This is a genomic window from bacterium (genome assembly GCA_021157605.1).
Lineage (GTDB): Bacteria > Patescibacteriota > UBA1384 > JAGGWG01 > JAGGWG01 > JAGGWG01.
The window spans coordinates 1-17403 of sequence record JAGGWG010000003.1 but is presented as its reverse complement, the minus strand read 5'-3'; the positions used below and the strand labels follow the sequence as shown (position 1 = coordinate 17403).

The following is a 17403-nucleotide window of genomic DNA, read 5'->3' as shown; positions in this document are numbered from 1 at the left end:
ATCTCAGTGAATACCACACAGTCATTATCCCTAACCTCAATCCAGAATCTATCTACCATCTGCGAGTTATCTCCAAAGACAAAGCTAACAACAGATCCCTTTCTGACAGCCTAGTCTTTATTACTGCCAAACCCAAAGAATCAGTCTATGACCTTATCCTTAAAGTCCTGAATAAATACTTTGGGTGGATGATTAAGAAGTTTAGGAGGTAAGCTCTAGCGGAGTTTTTAGGTTTGCTTTTTGCTTTATTTGTGTTATCTTTTTTGAATTATGGCTAAAAAAATTAAGGGGATAGTTCAAGTAGGAGATCCGGTTTTAAGGCAAAAGGCTAAACCCGTTTTACAAATAGGCAAGAAAGAAAAAAATCTTGCGCAAAGAATGAAAAAATTACTTCTTGGAAGCAATGGTATTGGTTTGGCTGCTCCACAAGTTGGAGTTAGCCAACAAATAGTTGTTATTGGTACAGATAATAAAAAGTGGCAAAAGGAAATAGGAATAGAGTGGTTAGCTCTTTTTAATCCTGAAATTGTTTCTTATTCCTCCCAAAAGGTGGTTATGCAGGAGGGGTGTCTTTCTTTTATGGATCCTGAGATTGTGGCTGAGGTAGAGAGGCCGCTTGCAGTAAAAGTTAAGGCTTTAGATGAACAGGACAGAAAAACAATTATTAAAGCAGAAGGTTTGTTGGCCCGCGTACTTCAGCACGAAATAGACCACTTAAAGGGGGTGCTCTTTACTGATAGGGCTAATCCTAAAACTATAAAGGTGGTTAAAGAAAAAGCAAATAAAGGTGAAGGTATAAGTATTTGATTTATTATGAAAGTACTTTATTTTCTTTCTTCTTGTCGTTTTGGCGCTTTAGTGCTTAAAAAACTGAATCTTTCTGGGTGGAAAGTCGTTTTGGTTACAAAAAGGGATAAGCCTCAAGGCAGGGGGTTAAAGTTAAAACCAAATCCAGCCAAAATAGAAGCACAAAAGCTTGGTTTAAAAATAAAGGCTGTAAAAAAGAAAAAGGAGCTGGAAAAAATTCTGCTTCAGCCAGATTATGATTTGATTTTGGTGGCTGGTTTTTCTTTTATTTTGCCCAAAAAAGTTCTTATAGCTCCAAAAACAAGTTTGCGGGCTTTGGGGCTTCATCCTTCTTTGCTTCCCAAGTATCGCGGGGCGGCTCCAATTCAGTTTGCTCTTTGGGAGGGTGAGAAGGAGACAGGAGTGGATCTTTTCCAGTTAACTGAAGGTATGGATGAAGGAGACATAGTAGCTCGCAAAAAAATAAAAATCTTAATTAAAGACAACTATCTTAGCCTTGAGAGAAAGTTGGCTTTTTGGGGTGCTGAATTGGTAAATAAAAATTTAGACAGATATATTAAAGGTAAAATCAGACCTAAAGCTCAAAAAGGGAAACCAACCTATACTCGTTTTATCACTAAAGAAGATGGGGACGTAGATTTTTCTTCTGATTCTCCAGCAGAGATTTGGAATAAATTTAGAGCTTTTGCCTCTTGGCCGGGTATATATTTTCAAGCAGGAGATAAGAAAATAAAAATTACAGATTTAGAGTACAAAAACGGGCGTCTTTTAATTAAAAAGGTGATTCCTGAGGGCAAAAAGGAGATAAAATTTATTGAGTTTTTGAAAGGTTATTCTTTTCCTCTTGACCTGAAAGATAAAATCATTTATCCTTGAGCGCGTTATGTTAAAGATAAGGTTGCGTCGCGTAGGGAAAAAACATGAACCTCATTTTTATATTGTTGTGGCTGAACATTCAGCTCCGGTTAAAGGTAAATATATAGAAAAACTTGGGTTTTATAATCCGGTGCAAAACCTATTTTCCGCTGAAAAAGAAAGGGTTGAGTATTGGTTGTCTCAAGGAGCACAAATTTCTGATACTGTTTATAATCTTTTTGTTAAAAACAAGATTATTAAAGGTAAGCCTATTAAGAAAAGTGTAAAGCCTAAAAAGAAGGAAGATAAAGAGAAAAAAGAAGCAAAAGAAGTTTCTTCAAGTAGTTCTCAGGCAGAAAAAGGGGAAGAAAAAGAGGAGAAAAAAGAAGCAGGTCAAGAGGATAAAAAAGAGAAACAGGATAAGTAGTTAGGGCTCTTTTTAACATTGCATTATTTTTTGTGTCTGTTAAAATAGAAGAGAACTCTAAAATTTTAAAGTTTAATTTAGTTTTTAAAGTTTTTATCTTGTGTAATTTTTATGTCTAAAGAAAAAGAAACCAAAAAATACGATGCTTCTGCTATCCAGGTTTTGCAGGGATTAGAGCCGGTAAGAAAACGGCCGGGTATGTATATTGGTTCTACTGGAGAAAGCGGTTTGCACCATCTTATTTGGGAGGTGGTAGACAATGGTTTAGATGAAGTGTTAGCTGGTTTTGCTTCAGAGGTCAGAGTATCTTTAGAGGAGGACGGTTCTGTAACAGTTGTTGATAATGGTCGTGGTATTCCTATTGATATCCATCCTCAAACCAAAAAATCAGCTTTAGAAACAGTGATGACCACTCTCCATGCTGGCGGTAAGTTTGATAAACAAGCTTACAAAGTCTCTGGTGGTTTGCACGGTGTAGGAGTAAGTGTGGTCAATGCGCTCTCTACTTATTTGGTGGCAGTAGTTAAACGCGGTGGCAAGTTTTATTATCAAGAGTACAGTCGGGGTAAAGCCAAAACAAAAGTCAGAGAAATATCTGCCAAAGAATTAAAAAACAAAGGTTTGCCAGTTGTTCCCTTTACTTCAGGTACAGCTATCAGATTTAATCCTGATCCAGAGATTTTTGAGACTTTGGAATTTAAGTCGCAGACTATTATTGACCATTTGCGCCAGCAGGCTTTTCTTACTAAAGGTGTTAAGATTGTTTTTGTTGATAAGCGCAAGAAAGAGAAAAGCAAAGGGATGGAAAAGCTTTTCAAAGGCGAACCTTACACTTTTTATTTTGAGTCAGGTATCAAGGCTTATCTTGAATACTTAGTGGCTGGTAAAAAACCTCTTGTGCCTGTGGTTTGTTTTTCTGATGAGATTAATAGTCTCCAAGTTGATGTGGGTTTAAGTTATATCTCTGATTTTAATGAGCATCTCTATGGTTTTGCTAACAATATCCATACCCAAGAAGGAGGTATGCATCTTACTGGTTTTCGCTCTGCTCTGACCCGAGTTATTTCTGATTATGCTAAAAAAGTAAAGGAAAATGGCAATGGTAAGGAGAAAGTCAGTCTTACTGGTGAAGATGTGCGCGGAGGTTTGGTAGCAGTTGTAAGCGTGAGATTGCCTGAGCCTCAATTCGAAGGACAAACTAAGGCTAAATTAGGCAATCCTGAAGCTAGAACAGCGGTAGAGTCAGTGGTTTCCCAAAAACTAACCAGCTTTTTAGAAGAAAACCCTAAAGTGGCTAAATTGATTTTGGAGAAGGTGTTTTTAGCTGCCAAAGCTCGTTTAGCTGCTAAAGCCGCTAAAGAAACGGTATTGAGAAAAGGGCTTTTAGACGGGTTGACTTTACCAGGGAAATTAGCAGATTGTGCTTCCCGCAAAGCTGAGGAGTCAGAGCTTTTTATTGTTGAGGGTGATTCGGCTGGAGGGAATGCCAAACAGGCTCGTGACAGCTATTTTCAAGCTATCCTGCCTCTAAGAGGCAAAATTTTAAATGTAGAAAAGGCGCGTTTTGATAGAATTTTAAAGAATGAAGAAATCAGAACCTTGATTGTGGCTTTGGGGATGGGCGTAGGTGAAGAAAAAGATGTGAAAAAAATCAGATACCATCGGGTTATTATTATGACTGATGCTGATGTTGATGGTTCCCATATTCGTACTTTGCTTTTGACTTTCTTTTATCGCTTTTTCCCAGAGATTATAGAACAGGGTTATCTCTATATAGCCCAGCCACCGCTTTACAAAATTGAGAAGCAGAAAAAGAGCTATTATGCCTATACTGAAGAACAGAAAGAGAAAATTGTTGCCAAACTAAAGAGTGGCTATGATATTCAGCGCTATAAAGGTTTGGGCGAGATGAATCCCCAACAGCTTTGGGAGACTACTATGGATCCAGAGAAGAGATTATTGCTTAAGGTTTCAATTGATGATGCTGAACAAGCTGACAAGATTTTTACTACTTTAATGGGGGGCGAAGTAGAAGGAAGAAAGAAGTTTATTCAAAATAGAGCCAGCCAAGTTAAAAACTTAGATATTTAAATATGGCAGAAGAAAAAAAGAAATTTGCCCAAGAGATAAAGCCAAGAGAGATTTCTGAAGAGATGGAGAACTCTTATTTGGATTACGCAATGTCAGTGATAGTTTCTCGCGCTTTGCCTGATGTTAGGGATGGCTTAAAACCAGTGCATCGGCGCATTCTTTACACTATGAAGGAGATGGGACTTCTCTCTTCAGCTAAATTCAGAAAATCAGCTACTGTTGTAGGTTCTGTTTTAGGGCGCTACCATCCTCATGGAGATGTGGCTGTTTATGATGCTTTGGTGAGAATGGCGCAAGATTTTTCTCTGCGTTATCCTCTTATCTCAGGTCAAGGCAACTTTGGTTCAATTGATGGGGACTCTGCGGCGGCGATGCGTTATACCGAATCCAAGCTTGCTCCTGTAGCTGAAGAGATGCTTTTAGACATTGAGAAAGAGACCGTTGATTTTATGCCCAATTATGACGGCACAAGGCAAGAGCCCAAAGTTTTGCCTGCCAAGCTTCCTAACTTAATTATTAACGGCACTTTAGGGATTGCTGTTGGTATGGCTACCAGTATTCCGCCCCATAATTTAGGTGAAGTAATAGAGGCTATAATCCATTTGATAGATAATCCGGAGGCTTCTGTTGAAGATTTGCTTCAATTTGTTAAAGGGCCTGATTTTCCTACCGGAGGTTTGGTTTATGATTGGGAAGAGTTAAAGGCTCTATACTCTTCTGGCAAAGGCAAAGTAATAATGAGGGCAAAAGCTGAGATAGAAGAAGGATCGCGGGGAAGATTTCGTATTATTATTTCTGAGATTCCTTATCAGGTTAATAAAGCTGTTCTTTTGCAGAAGATTGCTGCTTTGGTAAAAGACAAAAAGGTTAAAGGCATTGCTGATTTAAGAGATGAATCAGGTAAAGAGGGTATCCGTATAGTGATTGAGTTAAAAAGAGAGGCCCATCCTAAAAAGGTCCTAAACCAGCTTTATAAATTTACTCCTTTACAGGAAATCCTCTACGTTAATATGCTGGCTTTAGACAAAGGGATTCAGCCTCGGGTTTTTAATTTAAAAACCCTTTTGCAGGCTTATATTGATCACCGCCAGGAGATCGTTACCCGCAGAACTCGTTTTGAACTCAAAAAAGCTGAGGCGCGGAAACACATCTTAGAAGGGTTGTTAACAGCTTTAGATCACCTTGACGAAGTTATTAAAACTATCAGAGAGTCAGCTAACCGTCTACAAGCTCATAAGCGCTTACGCAAAAGATTTAAACTCTCTGACAAACAAACAGAGGCTATCTTAGAGATGCGCCTGCACCAGCTTTCTGCCTTGGAGAGAAAACAGGTTTTAAAGGAATATAAGGAGATTAAAAAATTAATAAAAGAACTAAAAAAACTTTTGTCTTCAGCCAAAGAGATTCTGAAAGTAGTCAAGAAGGAGCTCAAGGAGCTGAGAAAGAAGTATGCTGATGAGCGGCGTACTAAGATATATAAGCAAAAAATAGGGGAGATGTCTCTTGAGGATTTGGTGGCTAATGAATTGAATTTAGTGGTTCTGACTTCAGATAACTATATCAAGCGAATGCCTATTAATACTTATCGTTCTCAAGCTCGAGGGGGCAAAGGGGTTTTAGGTATGGCTACCAAGGAGGAAGACGAGGTAGCGCGGATTTTTGCTGCTATGACACATGACAGGCTCTTGTTTTTTACTAATCAAGGGAGAGTTTTAGAGGCTTTAGTCTATGATCTGCCCGAAGGTACACGGCAGTCTAAAGGGTCTCCTTTGGTTAATTTTATTGAATTAAAACCTCAAGAGAAGGTAACTGCGGTAGTTAATTTAGCTTTGGATTCCCATTTTGAATATCTGTTTATGGCCACTAAGGCAGGAGTGGTAAAAAAGGTAAAAATTAGTGACCTAGCCAAAATTCGCAAATCAGGTATTATTATTGTTCGCCTCCGTAAAGAAGATGAGCTTCTTTGGGCTCAGCCTACTTCTGGCAGAGATGAGATAATTTTAGTCAGTGCTTTGGGTCAGTCAGTCAGGTTTAAAGAGAGTGAGGTCAGGCCAATGGGCAGGAGCGCCGGTGGAGTTAAGGGGATTGAATTAGGAGAAGATGATTATTTAGTGGGTATGGATGTTATTGCCAAGGCTTATAAAGAGGACGAAGAGGTAGCTCAAGCTGTAAAAGAGACAGGTTTAAATCAAGAAGAAGCAGATAGTCTTTTGGTTTTAAAGCAGAGAGGCGGTGAAGATTTTTATCTGCTTACTATTAGCGAGTTGGGTTATGGCAAAATATCTGCTCTGAACTATTTCAAAATCCAGAGAAGAGGTGGTAAAGGATTGAGAGCAGCTAAAGTAAGCCGCAGAACAGGAAAATTAGTGGTAGCCCGCCTGATTAAACGCACTCATCACAAAGAGTTGATTTTAATCTCTAAACAAGGGCAGATGATAAAGACCCCGCTTAAATCTTTAAGACCTTTGTCCCGGGTTACTCAAGGGGTGAGGTTAATGCGTTTGCGTGTTGATGACAAAATTGCTTCAGTTGCTGTTTATTAAAACAAATGGTTGTTTGCCTCTTTCTTTCTTGTTTGTTATATTCAAAGGGTAATGGAGGAAGAAAAGTTGGCTAAGTTGTTGGGCGGAGCTACCCTGAGTTTATTTGTAGTTGTTGTTTGTTTGCTTTTGGGTTTTGTTTTTCGAGCAAAAAGCAAAAGCTCTTCTGCGACCGAGTCTTTTGAACAACCTATATTTAAGGAAGATTTTTCTTCTACCTCCCAAGAGTCACCTGTTACTCAGGCGCCGACTTCAACTTCCCAAGAGTCTTTGTCACAAACTTCAGCTTCGCAAAAAACCTATACTGTGGAGCCCGGAGACACTCTTTATGGTATTGCCCAAAAGTTTGGGGTGGATTGGAAAGAGTTAGCTGAAACCAATAATATCGCTGATGCCACTTCTTTGCGGGTAGGACAGAAGTTAATTATTCCTTAATGCTTAAAGTAGGAGCAAGAAGGATTATTTTGTGGGTGATAGTGATTTTAATTATTATCGCTGGGGCAATTTTTTTGTTATTGCCTAAAATTTTGGCTGACTCAGTTTATCCTTTAGCGTACAAAGATTTTATTAAAAAGTATGCTTTGGAAAACGATATTGATCCCAATTTGGTGGCGGCTACTATTTGGACAGAGAGCAGATTTGGAAAAGATGCGGTTTCCATTGCTGGGGCAAGAGGGTTGATGCAGCTTTTACCCAATACCGCCCGTTCAATTGCTCGTCGTTTGGGTGAAGAGGAAAGTTTTTCTGCTGATAAGCTTTTTGATCCTGAAACTAATATCAAGTATGGTACTTGGTATTTAGCTTTTTATGTGAAAAAATACAACGATCCGGCTTTAGCCCTTATTGCTTATAACGGCGGCTATAGATTGGCTGATTATGTCTCTGCTTACAAAACTACTCGAGGATTAAACCCCGAAACTTACAGCTATTTTCAAAAAGTGCAGGAAATAAAGAAGATATATGATGACCTTTATGGTCAGTGGTGGGTTGATAAAAAGAAAGGAGAAAAAAAAGTCTTGTCAAAGATAAGTTTACCGCCTATAGTTTTGATGATTAAAAACTGGTTAGGAATAAAGATATAAAAGTATGAAAACTCCTTCTGCCCAAAATCTTCGGGACAAATTTCTCTCTTTTTTTAAAGAAAAAGGGCACAAGATTTATCCCTCTTCCTCCTTAATTCCTGAGAATGATCCCTCAGTTCTTTTCACCACAGCCGGAATGCAGCAGTTTAAAGATTGGTTTTTGGGGGTAAGACAGCCAGAAGCAAAACGGGTAGTTACGGTTCAGAAATGTGTACGCACAAGCGATATTGAGGAAGTGGGTGACAAAACTCATCTTACTTTTTTTGAGATGCTGGGCAATTTCTCTTTTGGTGATTATTTTAAAAAAGAGGCTATTTTGTGGGCAAAAGAGTTTTTGGAAAAAGAACTCAGAATTGATCCTCAAAGAATAGAAGTTACTGCTTTTAAGGGAGACGAAAAAACGCCTCAAGATAAAGATAGTATCGCTATTTTGGAAAAATTGGGCTACAGAATTAAGCTTCAGGGTCGAGAAGACAATTTTTGGGGTCCCACCGGAGAAGAGGGTCCTTGTGGCCCAACGGTTGAGTTCTTGGTTGACGGAGTTGAGGTCTGGAATTTGGTTTTTAACCAATATTTTAAAAACAAAAAGGGGGAGTTTAAGCCGCTTAAATCTTTTGGGGTAGATACAGGTATGGGACTGGAAAGAATAGTGGCTGTGCTGGAAAGAAAGGAAGATGTTTTTACCACTTCCTTGTTTGCCCCCTTGATTAAAGAAATTCAAAACAAGGTTCAGTCCCAAAATCTTCGTTACCAACGAATTTTGGCTGATCATATTCGCGCAGTTGTCTTTATCCTTTCTGAAGGAATAATGCCCTCCAACTTAGACAGGGGTTATGTTTTAAGACGTTTGATCAGGAGAAGCCAAGTGGCGGCTTCAATCCTCCAGGCTCCTCAAGATTTGCTTCTAAATTTAGCCAATCTTGTTATTAGTGAGTTTTCCCCTGTTTATCCAGAACTAGACAACCGAAGAGAAACTATCTTGGCAGCTCTCAAGGCCGAGTTGGAGAGATTTAATCGTTCTCTCAGGCAGGCTCAAAAGCAGCTGGAAAAGATTTTCAAACGCAAGAAAACACTTAATGCCCAAGATGCTTTTTTCTTGTATGACACCTTTGGTTTGCCCCGGGAATTCATTGAGAACTTTGCTTTAGAGCATAAAATTAAAATCAACTGGAAGGAGTTTGAGTCCCTTTTAAGAAAACAGAGAGATAAGGCCAGAAAGGCGGTTTTGACCAGAGAGGTTTTGTCAGCTCAAGAGAAAAAACGGGTTGCTTGCCTGCACACCGCCGCTCACTTGCTTCATCAGGCTTTGCGCGAGGTTTTAGGCAAAGAGGTTAGGCAAGCAGGTCAGGATATTAATCCGGAGAGACTGCGTTTTGACATTACTTTTCCGAGAAAATTAACCGAGGAAGAATTGAGAAAAGTAGAGAATTTAGTGAATCAAAAAATTAAAGAAAATTTGCCAGTCAAAAAAGAGGTGATGACTCCTGATGAGGCTAAGAAAAGCGGAGCTTTAGCCTTTTTTCAAGGTCGTTATGGGGAAAAGGTTTCAGTTTTTTCTATAGGGGATTTTTCTAAAGAGGTTTGTCGCGGCCCTCATGCTAAAACAACCTCTGAGCTGGGTTGTTTTAGAATTATTAAAGAGGAATCAAGTGGTGCAGGGGTAAGAAGAATAAAGGCAACAATTGAAGGTGGATAAAGAAAATTTTGTCAAAATAAAAAGTTTAAGCTAGGCTCAGTTACTTTGTTTATCTTTTTCTCTTGAATCAAAATTGCCTCTATGGTATTTTTTAGCTGTTTTTGAGTGGTGTTTCTCCTGCGTTAAGCAGGAGGAGGCCGCCCCACTCAGTATCCCAAGAAACTAAAGGAATAAGGAGTAGTTATGGAGAAAGACCAAGAGTTTGTTGAGTATGTGGCCAAAGCTATTGTTGACCATCCTGAAGATGTTAAAACAGACAGAAGGGTTGATGAGATGGGTGTTTTAATCACTTTGAAAGTTAACCCTGAAGATCTGGGCAAGGTTATTGGTAAGAAAGGGCAGACTATTAATGCTGTGCGCACAGTTTTACGGGTAATTGGCCTAAAAAACAAAGCTCGTATTAATTTGAAGCTGGAAGAGCCGGAGAAGAAAGAGGAAACCCCTCAGACTTAGCCGTTTTTGCAGAAGAGGGTGGCTGAAAAAGGCGAAAAATTCGCCTCTTATTTCTGTTTAAATTTTTATTATGCGTATAAATATCTTGACCCTTTTCCCAGAGTTTTTCTCTTCTCCCCTGCAGCAAAGTATGATTTTTAAGGCGCAAAAAGTTAGAGCCGTAAAGTTTAATCTTTATAATCTGAGAGATTTTGGTTTAGGGCCAAGAAGGCAGGTAGATGACAGGCCTTATGGCGGAGGAGCTGGTATGGTATTGCGGGTAGATGTCTTAGTTAAAGCTTTGCGCCAAATAAAAAAAGATGATCCCCAAACCAAATTTATTCTTTTGACCCCTAAAGGGAAGAAATTAAATCAAAAAAAGGTTATTTCTCTGGCTAAAAAAGCAAGTATTACCTTAATTTGTGGTCATTATGAGGGATTTGATGAACGGATTAGAGAATATGTTGATGAGGAGATCTCTATAGGAGATTATGTTTTGAGTGGGGGGGAGAGTGCAGCTTTAGTTGTAGTTGACGCTGTTGTTAGACTTTTGCCTGGGGTTTTGGAGAAGAAGGAGGCTCCCCAAGAGGAATCTTTTATGCTTTGTGATAAAAAAGGGAAACCTTTATTAGAGTATCCTCACTATACTCGGCCAGAGGTTTTTGAAAATAAAAAAGTGCCCAAAGTTCTTCTTTCTGGCAACCACCGAAAAATCAAAGAGTGGCGGAAAAGACACACTCAAAGAGCAGCGAAAGATAGATAGATTAGCAAGTTAAGATGAATTTTAAGCTCATATCCTCTTTTAAGCCTGCTGGAGACCAGCCCCAAGCAATTGAGAAGATTTTAAAAAACTTAAGAAAGGGAGTTAGAGATCAGGTTCTTTTGGGGGTGACTGGATCAGGCAAGACTTTTACTTTAGCTAAAGTGATAGAAGAGTGGCAAAAGCCTACTTTAGTAATCTCGCATAATAAAATTTTGGCAGCACAGCTTTATTCTGAGTTCAAAAGCTTTTTTCCAAAAAATGCGGTTAAATATTTTGTTTCGTACTACGATTACTATCAGCCCGAAGCCTATATGCCGCATACAGATACTTATATTGACAAAGATGCCCAAATCAATGAGGAGATTAGCCGCTTACGCAATGAAGCTACTTACAGCTTAATGACTCGCAAAGATGTTGTTATTGTTGCCTCTGTGTCTTGTATTTACGGCTTAGGTAATCCTAGGGAGTACCACCGCCTTCATTTAGAGATAGAAAAAGGCAAGATATATAGCCCAGAGATTCTCAAGCGTCAATTAGTTAATTTACAGTATAAGCGCAATGATTTTGAGCTGCAAAGAGCCTCTTTTTCTCTCCACGGTGAAGTTATTGAGATTTTGCCCCCTTATGGGGATAGGGCTTTTCGGATAGAGTTTTTTGACGATGAAGTTGAATCTATTTCGGCTATTAATCCTTTTACCAAATTAAAAGAGGAAGATTTGCAGAGGGTAGTCATTTATCCTGCCACACACTTTATTGCTTCTTCTGCCCGCCTCAATCACATTTTGGATGAGATTGAAAAGGATATGTGGATTCAGTTTAAAAAGTTTAAACAGGAAGGCAAACTGCTTGAAGCGCAGAGAATCAAGGAACGCACCTTACAAGATATAGAAATGATTAGAGAAACGGGTTATTGTTCTGGCATTGAAAACTACTCTCTTTATTTTGATGGGCGCAAACCTGGTGAGCCCCCGGCTTGCCTTTTGGATTATTTTCCCAAGGATTTTCTTCTAATTGTTGATGAGAGCCATATGACTATTCCCCAAATTAGAGGAATGTGCTTTGGCGATCGTTCTCGAAAAAAAACCTTAGTCAAGTATGGGTTTCGTTTGCCTACGGCTTTAGACAACCGCCCGCTCAAGTTTAATGAGTTTCGTCGTCATATTAATCAAGCTATCTATGTTTCTGCTACTCCCGGTTCTTGGGAGTTGGCGCAAGCTTTATCTCATACAGGCAAGATAAGTGAAGAGAAGATAGAAAAGACACCTCTAAAAGATTTAGTTCCTTCTTCTTGTATAGTGGAGCAAATAATCAGGCCCACTTACCTCTTAGATCCAAAGGTTGAGGTAAGACCAACAAAAAATCAGCTTTCGGATTTGATAGCAGAGATTAAAAAAAGAGTAAAAAAAGACCAACGGGTTTTGGTTACGGTTTTGACCAAACGGTTAGCAGAGGAGCTGACCGATTATTTGCGTGAGGAAAACATAAAGGTTGCTTATCTGCACTCAGAGATTGAAACTTTGAAGCGGCCGCCAATTCTTAAGGCTCTGCGTGAGGGAAAATATGATGTTTTGATAGGGGTTAATCTTTTGCGTGAAGGCTTAGATTTGCCTGAGGTTTCTTTGGTTGCGATTTTAGATGCAGACAAAGAAGGGTTTTTACGCAGTGAGTGGGCTTTAATACAAACAATGGGGCGGGCAGCTAGACACAAGGAAGGAAAAGCAATACTTTATGCTGATCGTTTAACCGGATCAATGAAAAGAGCGATTGCAGAGACTCAACGGAGGCGCAAGGCTCAAAAAGAGTATAATCGCAAGTATTGTAAGGTGCCAAAGAGCATTAAAAAAAGTATTCAAATTTGGCTCAAGAGCGAAAGTTTAACTGAGGAAGAAAGAGATTTGCAAGAGATTGGCTCCAGGGGAATCCCTGAAGAAGAAAGAAAACATCTTATTAAAGAATTAACCGCCAAAATGGAGTTGGCAGCGCAAAATCTGGAGTTTGAGAGAGCAGCGCTTTTAAGGGACCAAATCAAAAAGTTGAAATTGGAAGCAAAAAAGTAGTTTTACTCTAAACGGCAGGAAAATATGGTATAATTTTTCTGATGTCACTCTTTTTTCAAATCGGGCTTTTGGTAGTTGGTTTAGCGGCTTTAGCTTTGATTTTTAGAGTTTTGCGTCAGCCTTTGCTTCCGGTTTATCTTTTAGCTGGATTTTTGCTTGGTCCAGTGCTGCGGATTATTCCTTCAGAGCAGATGCCTCTTTTAGAATCCTTTTCTTTGATTGGAATTGCTTTTTTGCTTTTTTTGGCTGGATTGGAATTGGATTTGGTAGCTATCTTTAAGAACTTTAAGGTTGCCCTTTTGGGTTTTTTAGTAGGAGCAATTAACACCCTTGTTTTTGTCTTAATTTTTAGCCGCCTCCCTTACTTTGATTTTTTGGGGCAGGGTAAGATTATTTTTGGCGTGGTTTTGAGTTTTTCTTCTACGCTCTTGGTAGTCAAAACTTTGGCTGAACAGAATCGTTTAAATACCACTTTGGGATACCTTTCTTTAGCAATTCTTTTACTGCAGGACCTTTTGGCAATTTTCTGTTTAGCTTTAGTAGAGGATAAAAGCTTGAGTATCTCTGAACATTTGATCGGATTGGGCAGTTTGTTTCTTTTAGCTTTTACAGGCGGTTACTTTGTTTTCCCCCGCCTTTTTGCTTTTGCGGCTTATTCAGAGGAGCTTTTGTTTTTGCTTTCTTTGGGAGTGCTTTTTTCTTTTTCAATGGTTTCAGAGTATTTTGGTTTATCTTTGGCAGCTGGTGCGTTTTTAGGAGGTTTAAGCCTTTCGCCTTTACTTTATCGTTATGAGATATCTTCAAGAATGAGACCGCTAAGAGACTTTTTTGTTATGCTTTTATTTTTGACATTAGGGTTGCAGTTGGATGTTGCTTCTTTTAAAAACCTTTTAATACCTTTTATTATTCTTTTAAGCCTGACCATAGCTTTTAAGCCGATTATTTATATGCTTTTAGGCTTTCTTTCCCGTTTTTCTCGGCCTCTTTCTGTGGAGTCTGGTTTAATAATGGGGCAGTCATCAGAGTTTTCTCTTACTGTTTCCCACTCCCTTTCTAGTCAGGCTTTTAATTTAGCAGGATACAACTTTTTAGCTTCTTCCTTTTTTGCTTCTTATGTTTTTGAATATATGGATAGGTTGGGGCTTTGGTTAGTTAAGGTTTGGGATAGGGTTTTGCCTTTGAGTTTGTTTAAAAAACATATTGAAGATAAAGAGCTAAAGACTTTAAGTAATCACGCTGTTGTTTTTGGCGGTCATCGCATTGGGGCTAGGCTAATAAAGACCTTGTTAAAACTAAAAAGGAAAGTTATTTTAGTGGATCACAACCCTGATGTTATCAGCCGCTATAAAAATAAAGTACGCACTGTTTACGGAGATGCCTTGGAGCCAGAAATTAGAGAGCAGGTTAATTTAGATAAAGCCGCTTTGGTTGTCTCTACAATCCCTGATTTCAAGACTAATCTTTCTTTAATAAAGGAATTAAATCAGAAAAACCCTCAAGCTTTTATCTATGTAGTGGCTGGTGATTACTCTGAAGCTTTGAAGCTTTATGAAGAGGGGGCTGATTTTGTTATTTTGCCTTACTTTTTAGGGGCAGAGCAGGCTAATATCTTGCTTGAGGATTTTGATCAAGCACTGGAGCGTTTGGCTAAAACCAGAGAGGAGCATTTGGCAAAAATAATAGAGGAAAGTAAACAGGCAGGCAGGAAATAGGCTTGGGTTGCAATGGCTGTTTTTATTTATGTTATAATTGACGCTTATGTTAAAGTGGCGAGAACTTAGAAGGATATTTTCTTTTTTAGGCAAAGGTTTTTTGCTGTTTTTGGCTTTTCTTATCCTTTTTCGTTTATTTATAGCTGAACCTTTTATAGTAAGAGGAAACAGTATGGAGCCAAGTTTTTCCAATGGGGATTATCTTTGGATAGAAAAAATTACCCCTCATTTTAAACTACAAAGGGGAGAAGTGATAGTTTTTCAAGCACCAGACAATCCTTATGCTGTCTATATTAAGCGTATTATTGCTTTGCCTCATGAGAGAGTAAGGATTTTAAAGCAACGCATCTATATTTCTTCTGAAGAGGGTATCTTTTTAGTCAGGGAACCATATATTAAAGTTTTAACTCAAGGGTCAGTAGATATTACACTTGGCGAAAACGAGTACTTTGTTTTAGGAGATAACAGAACGGTTTCTGAAGATTCGCGAGTTTTTGGGCCTATAAATAAAAAAGCGATTGTGGGTAGGGTTTGGCTGCGTCTTTTGCCTGTATCGCAAAGGGGTTTTATTTATATTCCCTCTATAATTCTCGAGAGGGTTGAAGAAATAAGCGATGACTTAAGCGGTTTTCTTAAGGGCTTTTCTCAGTTTTGTTATCCCTTTTCCCTTAAGAGCTGATACAGGAAAAATCTTTAAGGGTTTAAGAAAGTAAAGTCGGGCATTGATTTGCTGAATCACTTCTTTTAGTTTGTCTTTGCTTACCAAGTCGCTTTTATTAATAACTATTATTGGTCTACGGCCAGCTTTTTGGCAGAGAGAAGCAATCTTAATTTCTTGGTGTACTATGCCTTCAGAGGCATCAATTACCAAAATTACAAGATCAGCTTTTTTTATGTTATAAAGAGAGCGGCGGGCAGAGAAAAACTCCAATAGGCGTCTAACTTTACTTTTTCTTTTTAGTCCCGGTGTGTCTACAAGGGTGATGGTAGAGTTTAATTTGGCTTCCAATTCATCTCTGGTAGTGCCGCTCTGTTTGTCAATTAAAGCTCTTTCTGTTTGGGTAAGGGCATTTAAGAGAGTTGATTTGCCTACATTTGGTCTGCCAATAAGCGCAATTTTGGTTTCAGGTTTTTTGTCTTTTTGTCTTTTAGGCAGATAGGAAGCAATCTTTTCTTCTAAATAAGGAAGGTTCTTTTTGAGCAAAGCAGAAATCCAGACAATATCTTGAATACCAAGTTCGCTAAAAACTCTAAGTTTTTCCTCAGCTAATTTAGGATTATCAACTTTATTGATAACCAAGATTATAGGGACAGAGAAGCGTCTTAAAAAAGAAAGGATTTTTTTATCTTCCGGAGTAGATCCCTTGCGGCTGTCAGCAACAAAGATAAAAAGATTAGCTTTTTGAATAATGTTTTCCCAGAATTTTTTTACTTTTTCTTCAAGAGGAGTTTCTTCTTCCAAAAAGCCAGCGGTGTCAATTAAAAGAGCTGGTTTGCCAGAAAAAGCTGTTTCCTTGCTTACCCAGTCTCTGGTGGTGCCGGGTATTTTAGAGGTAACAGCTTTTTGTTCGCCAATAAGACGATTAAAAAGAGTTGATTTGCCTGAATTTATAGCACCAACGATTATTACTTTGGGAAGTTTATTTAAAGCCATACTTTCCTCTTAATCGGACAAACATAAAACCGGGATAGCGTTCCTCTGTAAAAGAAAAGTTTTTTCCGCGCTTAATCAAAACTAAGGCTTGAGAGATTGAACCTACAGGAATGACCAAATTTCCTTTAGGAGCAAGTTGTTTTTTTAGGCTTAGGGGTACTTTTGGTGCTGCAGCACTACAAAGAATGCGTTCATAGGGAGCAAATTTTTTCAGCCCTAAAGATCCATTGCTCTGGAAAAATTTAACATTTTTGTAGCCGGCTTTTTTTACATTGTTTTTTCCAAATTTAAGGAGCTGGGGGATGATCTCTACTGCGTATACCTCGCCTTTCTGGCCGACTATTTCAGCCAGCAAAGCAGTAGTCCATCCGGAGCCTGAGCCAATGTCCAAAACTTTATTTCCTTCTTCTGGCTGAAGAAGTTCAAGCATTATAGCCACGGTGGTAGGTTGAGAAATTGTCTGGCCATAACCTATTGGCAGAGCTGCATCTTTGTTTGCTAAGTAGCGGATATTCTGCGGCATAAAATTTTTCCGTTCCACTTTGAAAAAAGCCCGAATAATATGAGGGGTTTTAAGGATTTTATTTGCTACTAAATAATCAACTAAATCTTGCCAGTTCATCTTTCTAATTTTAACATTTTATAAAGAAAAGTTTAAAAATAGTTTGTGTTTTAGCCTTTTTTGCTTTTAGATCCAGAGAGGAAATAGTATATTTATAAAGATAAAAAAGGAAAATAAGAGTGTTTAAACCTTTTCAGATAAGAGTTTCATCAGGGGGTGTTCTTAATTTATATTTTTTAAACATTTCCTACATATACATTTTTTAATCCCTCTTTTTTGGCTATTAAATAGGCGCGGTTGAGCTTATTAAGAGGGGTGATTTCAGCATTTTTCATTTTATAAGCGGGGAAAAAACGGGAGAGGTGCCAAGGGGTGTCAGCGCCTAACTCTTTTTTGATAAAACGGGCCATTTTCCTTAGGTCTCTTAGGCTATCATTAAGAGAAGAAATAACCAAAGTGGTTAATTCAAGATGAATGCCTGCTTTTTTAATTTGCTTCATATTTTTTAGGATTGGTTCAAGTTTTGCTCCGCAGTATTTTAAATATTTTTTTTCGTCAATGAATTTAAAATCAATGTTAATTGCATCAAGGTAATCTCTAATCAGCTTGAAGGTTTCTTGAGAAAAATAGCCGTTGGATACCCAATTGTTTTTGATTTTTTCTTTATGAGCCAATTTCATTGTTTCTATAGCCAGTTCTAAAAATATTGTCGGTTCAGTGTAAGT

At 38.4% G+C, this 17403-nt stretch carries 17 protein-coding genes; 14 read left to right on the top strand and 3 right to left on the bottom strand.

From position 1 onward, the window contains the following. The 14 genes from J7K05_00390 to lepB all read left to right on the top strand — a co-directional run. The coding region (locus tag J7K05_00390) for a hypothetical protein (protein ID MCD6194651.1) at positions 1-212 on the top strand (212 nt) is incomplete at its 5' end. A 58-nt stretch (positions 213-270) separates the two neighbouring features. Then, positions 271-807 (top strand): peptide deformylase, encoded by a 537-nt coding sequence (gene def / locus J7K05_00385; protein MCD6194650.1) that lies wholly within the window; start codon positions 271-273, stop codon positions 805-807. 6 nt (positions 808-813) lie between these two features. Beyond that, positions 814-1683 carry a methionyl-tRNA formyltransferase gene (locus J7K05_00380; GenBank protein MCD6194649.1) on the top strand — a complete coding sequence of 290 codons (870 nt, stop codon included), beginning with the start codon at positions 814-816 and terminating at the stop codon, positions 1681-1683. Between the two features lie 7 nt (positions 1684-1690). Further along, complete coding sequence (gene rpsP, locus J7K05_00375) at positions 1691-2089, top strand: 30S ribosomal protein S16 (protein ID MCD6194648.1); 399 nt, start codon at positions 1691-1693, stop codon at positions 2087-2089. Positions 2090-2200: 111 nt separating this feature from the next. Continuing rightward, on the top strand, positions 2201-4180 hold the full coding sequence (gene gyrB, locus J7K05_00370) for a DNA topoisomerase (ATP-hydrolyzing) subunit B (protein MCD6194647.1): 1980 nt from the start codon (positions 2201-2203) through the stop codon (positions 4178-4180). Between the two features lie 2 nt (positions 4181-4182). Beyond that, positions 4183-6723 carry a DNA gyrase subunit A gene (gene gyrA, locus J7K05_00365; GenBank protein ID MCD6194646.1) on the top strand — a complete coding sequence of 847 codons (2541 nt, stop codon included), beginning with the start codon at positions 4183-4185 and terminating at the stop codon, positions 6721-6723. A 51-nt stretch (positions 6724-6774) separates the two neighbouring features. Continuing rightward, positions 6775-7155, top strand: coding sequence for a LysM peptidoglycan-binding domain-containing protein (locus tag J7K05_00360; protein ID MCD6194645.1), 381 nt, complete (start codon positions 6775-6777; stop codon positions 7153-7155). Next, positions 7155-7802, top strand: coding sequence for a lytic transglycosylase domain-containing protein (locus tag J7K05_00355; protein ID MCD6194644.1), 648 nt, complete (start codon positions 7155-7157; stop codon positions 7800-7802). Before J7K05_00360 ends, J7K05_00355 begins: the two co-directional genes overlap by 1 nt. Positions 7803-7806: 4 nt before the next feature. Beyond that, positions 7807-9498 carry an alanine--tRNA ligase gene (locus tag J7K05_00350; GenBank protein ID MCD6194643.1) on the top strand — a complete coding sequence of 564 codons (1692 nt, stop codon included), beginning with the start codon at positions 7807-7809 and terminating at the stop codon, positions 9496-9498. Positions 9499-9681: 183 nt separating this feature from the next. Beyond that, positions 9682-9951: a KH domain-containing protein gene (locus J7K05_00345; GenBank protein MCD6194642.1), complete on the top strand. Its 270-nt coding sequence runs from the start codon at positions 9682-9684 to the stop codon at positions 9949-9951. A 70-nt stretch (positions 9952-10021) separates the two neighbouring features. Continuing rightward, complete coding sequence (trmD, locus tag J7K05_00340; protein MCD6194641.1) at positions 10022-10693, top strand: tRNA (guanosine(37)-N1)-methyltransferase TrmD; 672 nt, start codon at positions 10022-10024, stop codon at positions 10691-10693. Between the two features lie 14 nt (positions 10694-10707). Further along, positions 10708-12750 carry an excinuclease ABC subunit UvrB gene (uvrB, locus tag J7K05_00335; protein MCD6194640.1) on the top strand — a complete coding sequence of 681 codons (2043 nt, stop codon included), beginning with the start codon at positions 10708-10710 and terminating at the stop codon, positions 12748-12750. A 41-nt stretch (positions 12751-12791) separates the two neighbouring features. Next, on the top strand, positions 12792-14462 hold the full coding sequence (locus J7K05_00330; GenBank protein ID MCD6194639.1) for a cation:proton antiporter: 1671 nt from the start codon (positions 12792-12794) through the stop codon (positions 14460-14462). A gap of 46 nt (positions 14463-14508) precedes the next feature. After that, positions 14509-15141 carry a signal peptidase I gene (gene lepB / locus J7K05_00325; GenBank protein MCD6194638.1) on the top strand — a complete coding sequence of 211 codons (633 nt, stop codon included), beginning with the start codon at positions 14509-14511 and terminating at the stop codon, positions 15139-15141. On the opposite strand, the gene der is transcribed toward lepB, so the two are convergent. The 3 genes from der to J7K05_00310 all read right to left on the bottom strand — a co-directional run. Next, entirely contained in the window at positions 15082-16116 is a 1035-nt protein-coding gene (der, locus tag J7K05_00320) for a ribosome biogenesis GTPase Der (protein ID MCD6194637.1), read from the bottom strand. The two genes, lepB and der, sit on opposite strands and share 60 nt — an antisense overlap. Beyond that, positions 16103-16738: a protein-L-isoaspartate(D-aspartate) O-methyltransferase gene (locus J7K05_00315; GenBank protein ID MCD6194636.1), complete on the bottom strand. Its 636-nt coding sequence runs from the start codon at positions 16736-16738 to the stop codon at positions 16103-16105. The genes der and J7K05_00315 overlap by 14 nt, the downstream gene beginning before the upstream one ends. Positions 16739-16914: 176 nt before the next feature. Continuing rightward, on the bottom strand, positions 16915-17403 hold a 489-nt coding region (locus J7K05_00310), incomplete at its 5' end, for a radical SAM protein (protein MCD6194635.1).

What these genes read in the sequence shown, in the direction of transcription:
- J7K05_00350 (MCD6194643.1), top strand. Translation starts at nt 7,807, where the DNA reads ATGAAAACTCCTTCTGCCCAAAATCTTCGGGACAAATTTCTCTCTTTT.
- gyrB (MCD6194647.1), top strand. Translation starts at nt 2,201, where the DNA reads ATGTCTAAAGAAAAAGAAACCAAAAAATACGATGCTTCTGCTATCCAG.
- def (MCD6194650.1), top strand. Translation starts at nt 271, where the DNA reads ATGGCTAAAAAAATTAAGGGGATAGTTCAAGTAGGAGATCCGGTTTTA.
- J7K05_00315 (MCD6194636.1), bottom strand. Translation starts at nt 16,738, where the DNA reads ATGAACTGGCAAGATTTAGTTGATTATTTAGTAGCAAATAAAATCCTT.
- der (MCD6194637.1), bottom strand. Translation starts at nt 16,116, where the DNA reads ATGGCTTTAAATAAACTTCCCAAAGTAATAATCGTTGGTGCTATAAAT.
- rpsP (MCD6194648.1), top strand. Translation starts at nt 1,691, where the DNA reads ATGTTAAAGATAAGGTTGCGTCGCGTAGGGAAAAAACATGAACCTCAT.
- gyrA (MCD6194646.1), top strand. Translation starts at nt 4,183, where the DNA reads ATGGCAGAAGAAAAAAAGAAATTTGCCCAAGAGATAAAGCCAAGAGAG.
- lepB (MCD6194638.1), top strand. Translation starts at nt 14,509, where the DNA reads ATGTTAAAGTGGCGAGAACTTAGAAGGATATTTTCTTTTTTAGGCAAA.
- trmD (MCD6194641.1), top strand. Translation starts at nt 10,022, where the DNA reads ATGCGTATAAATATCTTGACCCTTTTCCCAGAGTTTTTCTCTTCTCCC.
- J7K05_00360 (MCD6194645.1), top strand. Translation starts at nt 6,775, where the DNA reads ATGGAGGAAGAAAAGTTGGCTAAGTTGTTGGGCGGAGCTACCCTGAGT.
- J7K05_00355 (MCD6194644.1), top strand. Translation starts at nt 7,155, where the DNA reads ATGCTTAAAGTAGGAGCAAGAAGGATTATTTTGTGGGTGATAGTGATT.
- J7K05_00380 (MCD6194649.1), top strand. Translation starts at nt 814, where the DNA reads ATGAAAGTACTTTATTTTCTTTCTTCTTGTCGTTTTGGCGCTTTAGTG.
- uvrB (MCD6194640.1), top strand. Translation starts at nt 10,708, where the DNA reads ATGAATTTTAAGCTCATATCCTCTTTTAAGCCTGCTGGAGACCAGCCC.
- J7K05_00345 (MCD6194642.1), top strand. Translation starts at nt 9,682, where the DNA reads ATGGAGAAAGACCAAGAGTTTGTTGAGTATGTGGCCAAAGCTATTGTT.
- J7K05_00330 (MCD6194639.1), top strand. Translation starts at nt 12,792, where the DNA reads ATGTCACTCTTTTTTCAAATCGGGCTTTTGGTAGTTGGTTTAGCGGCT.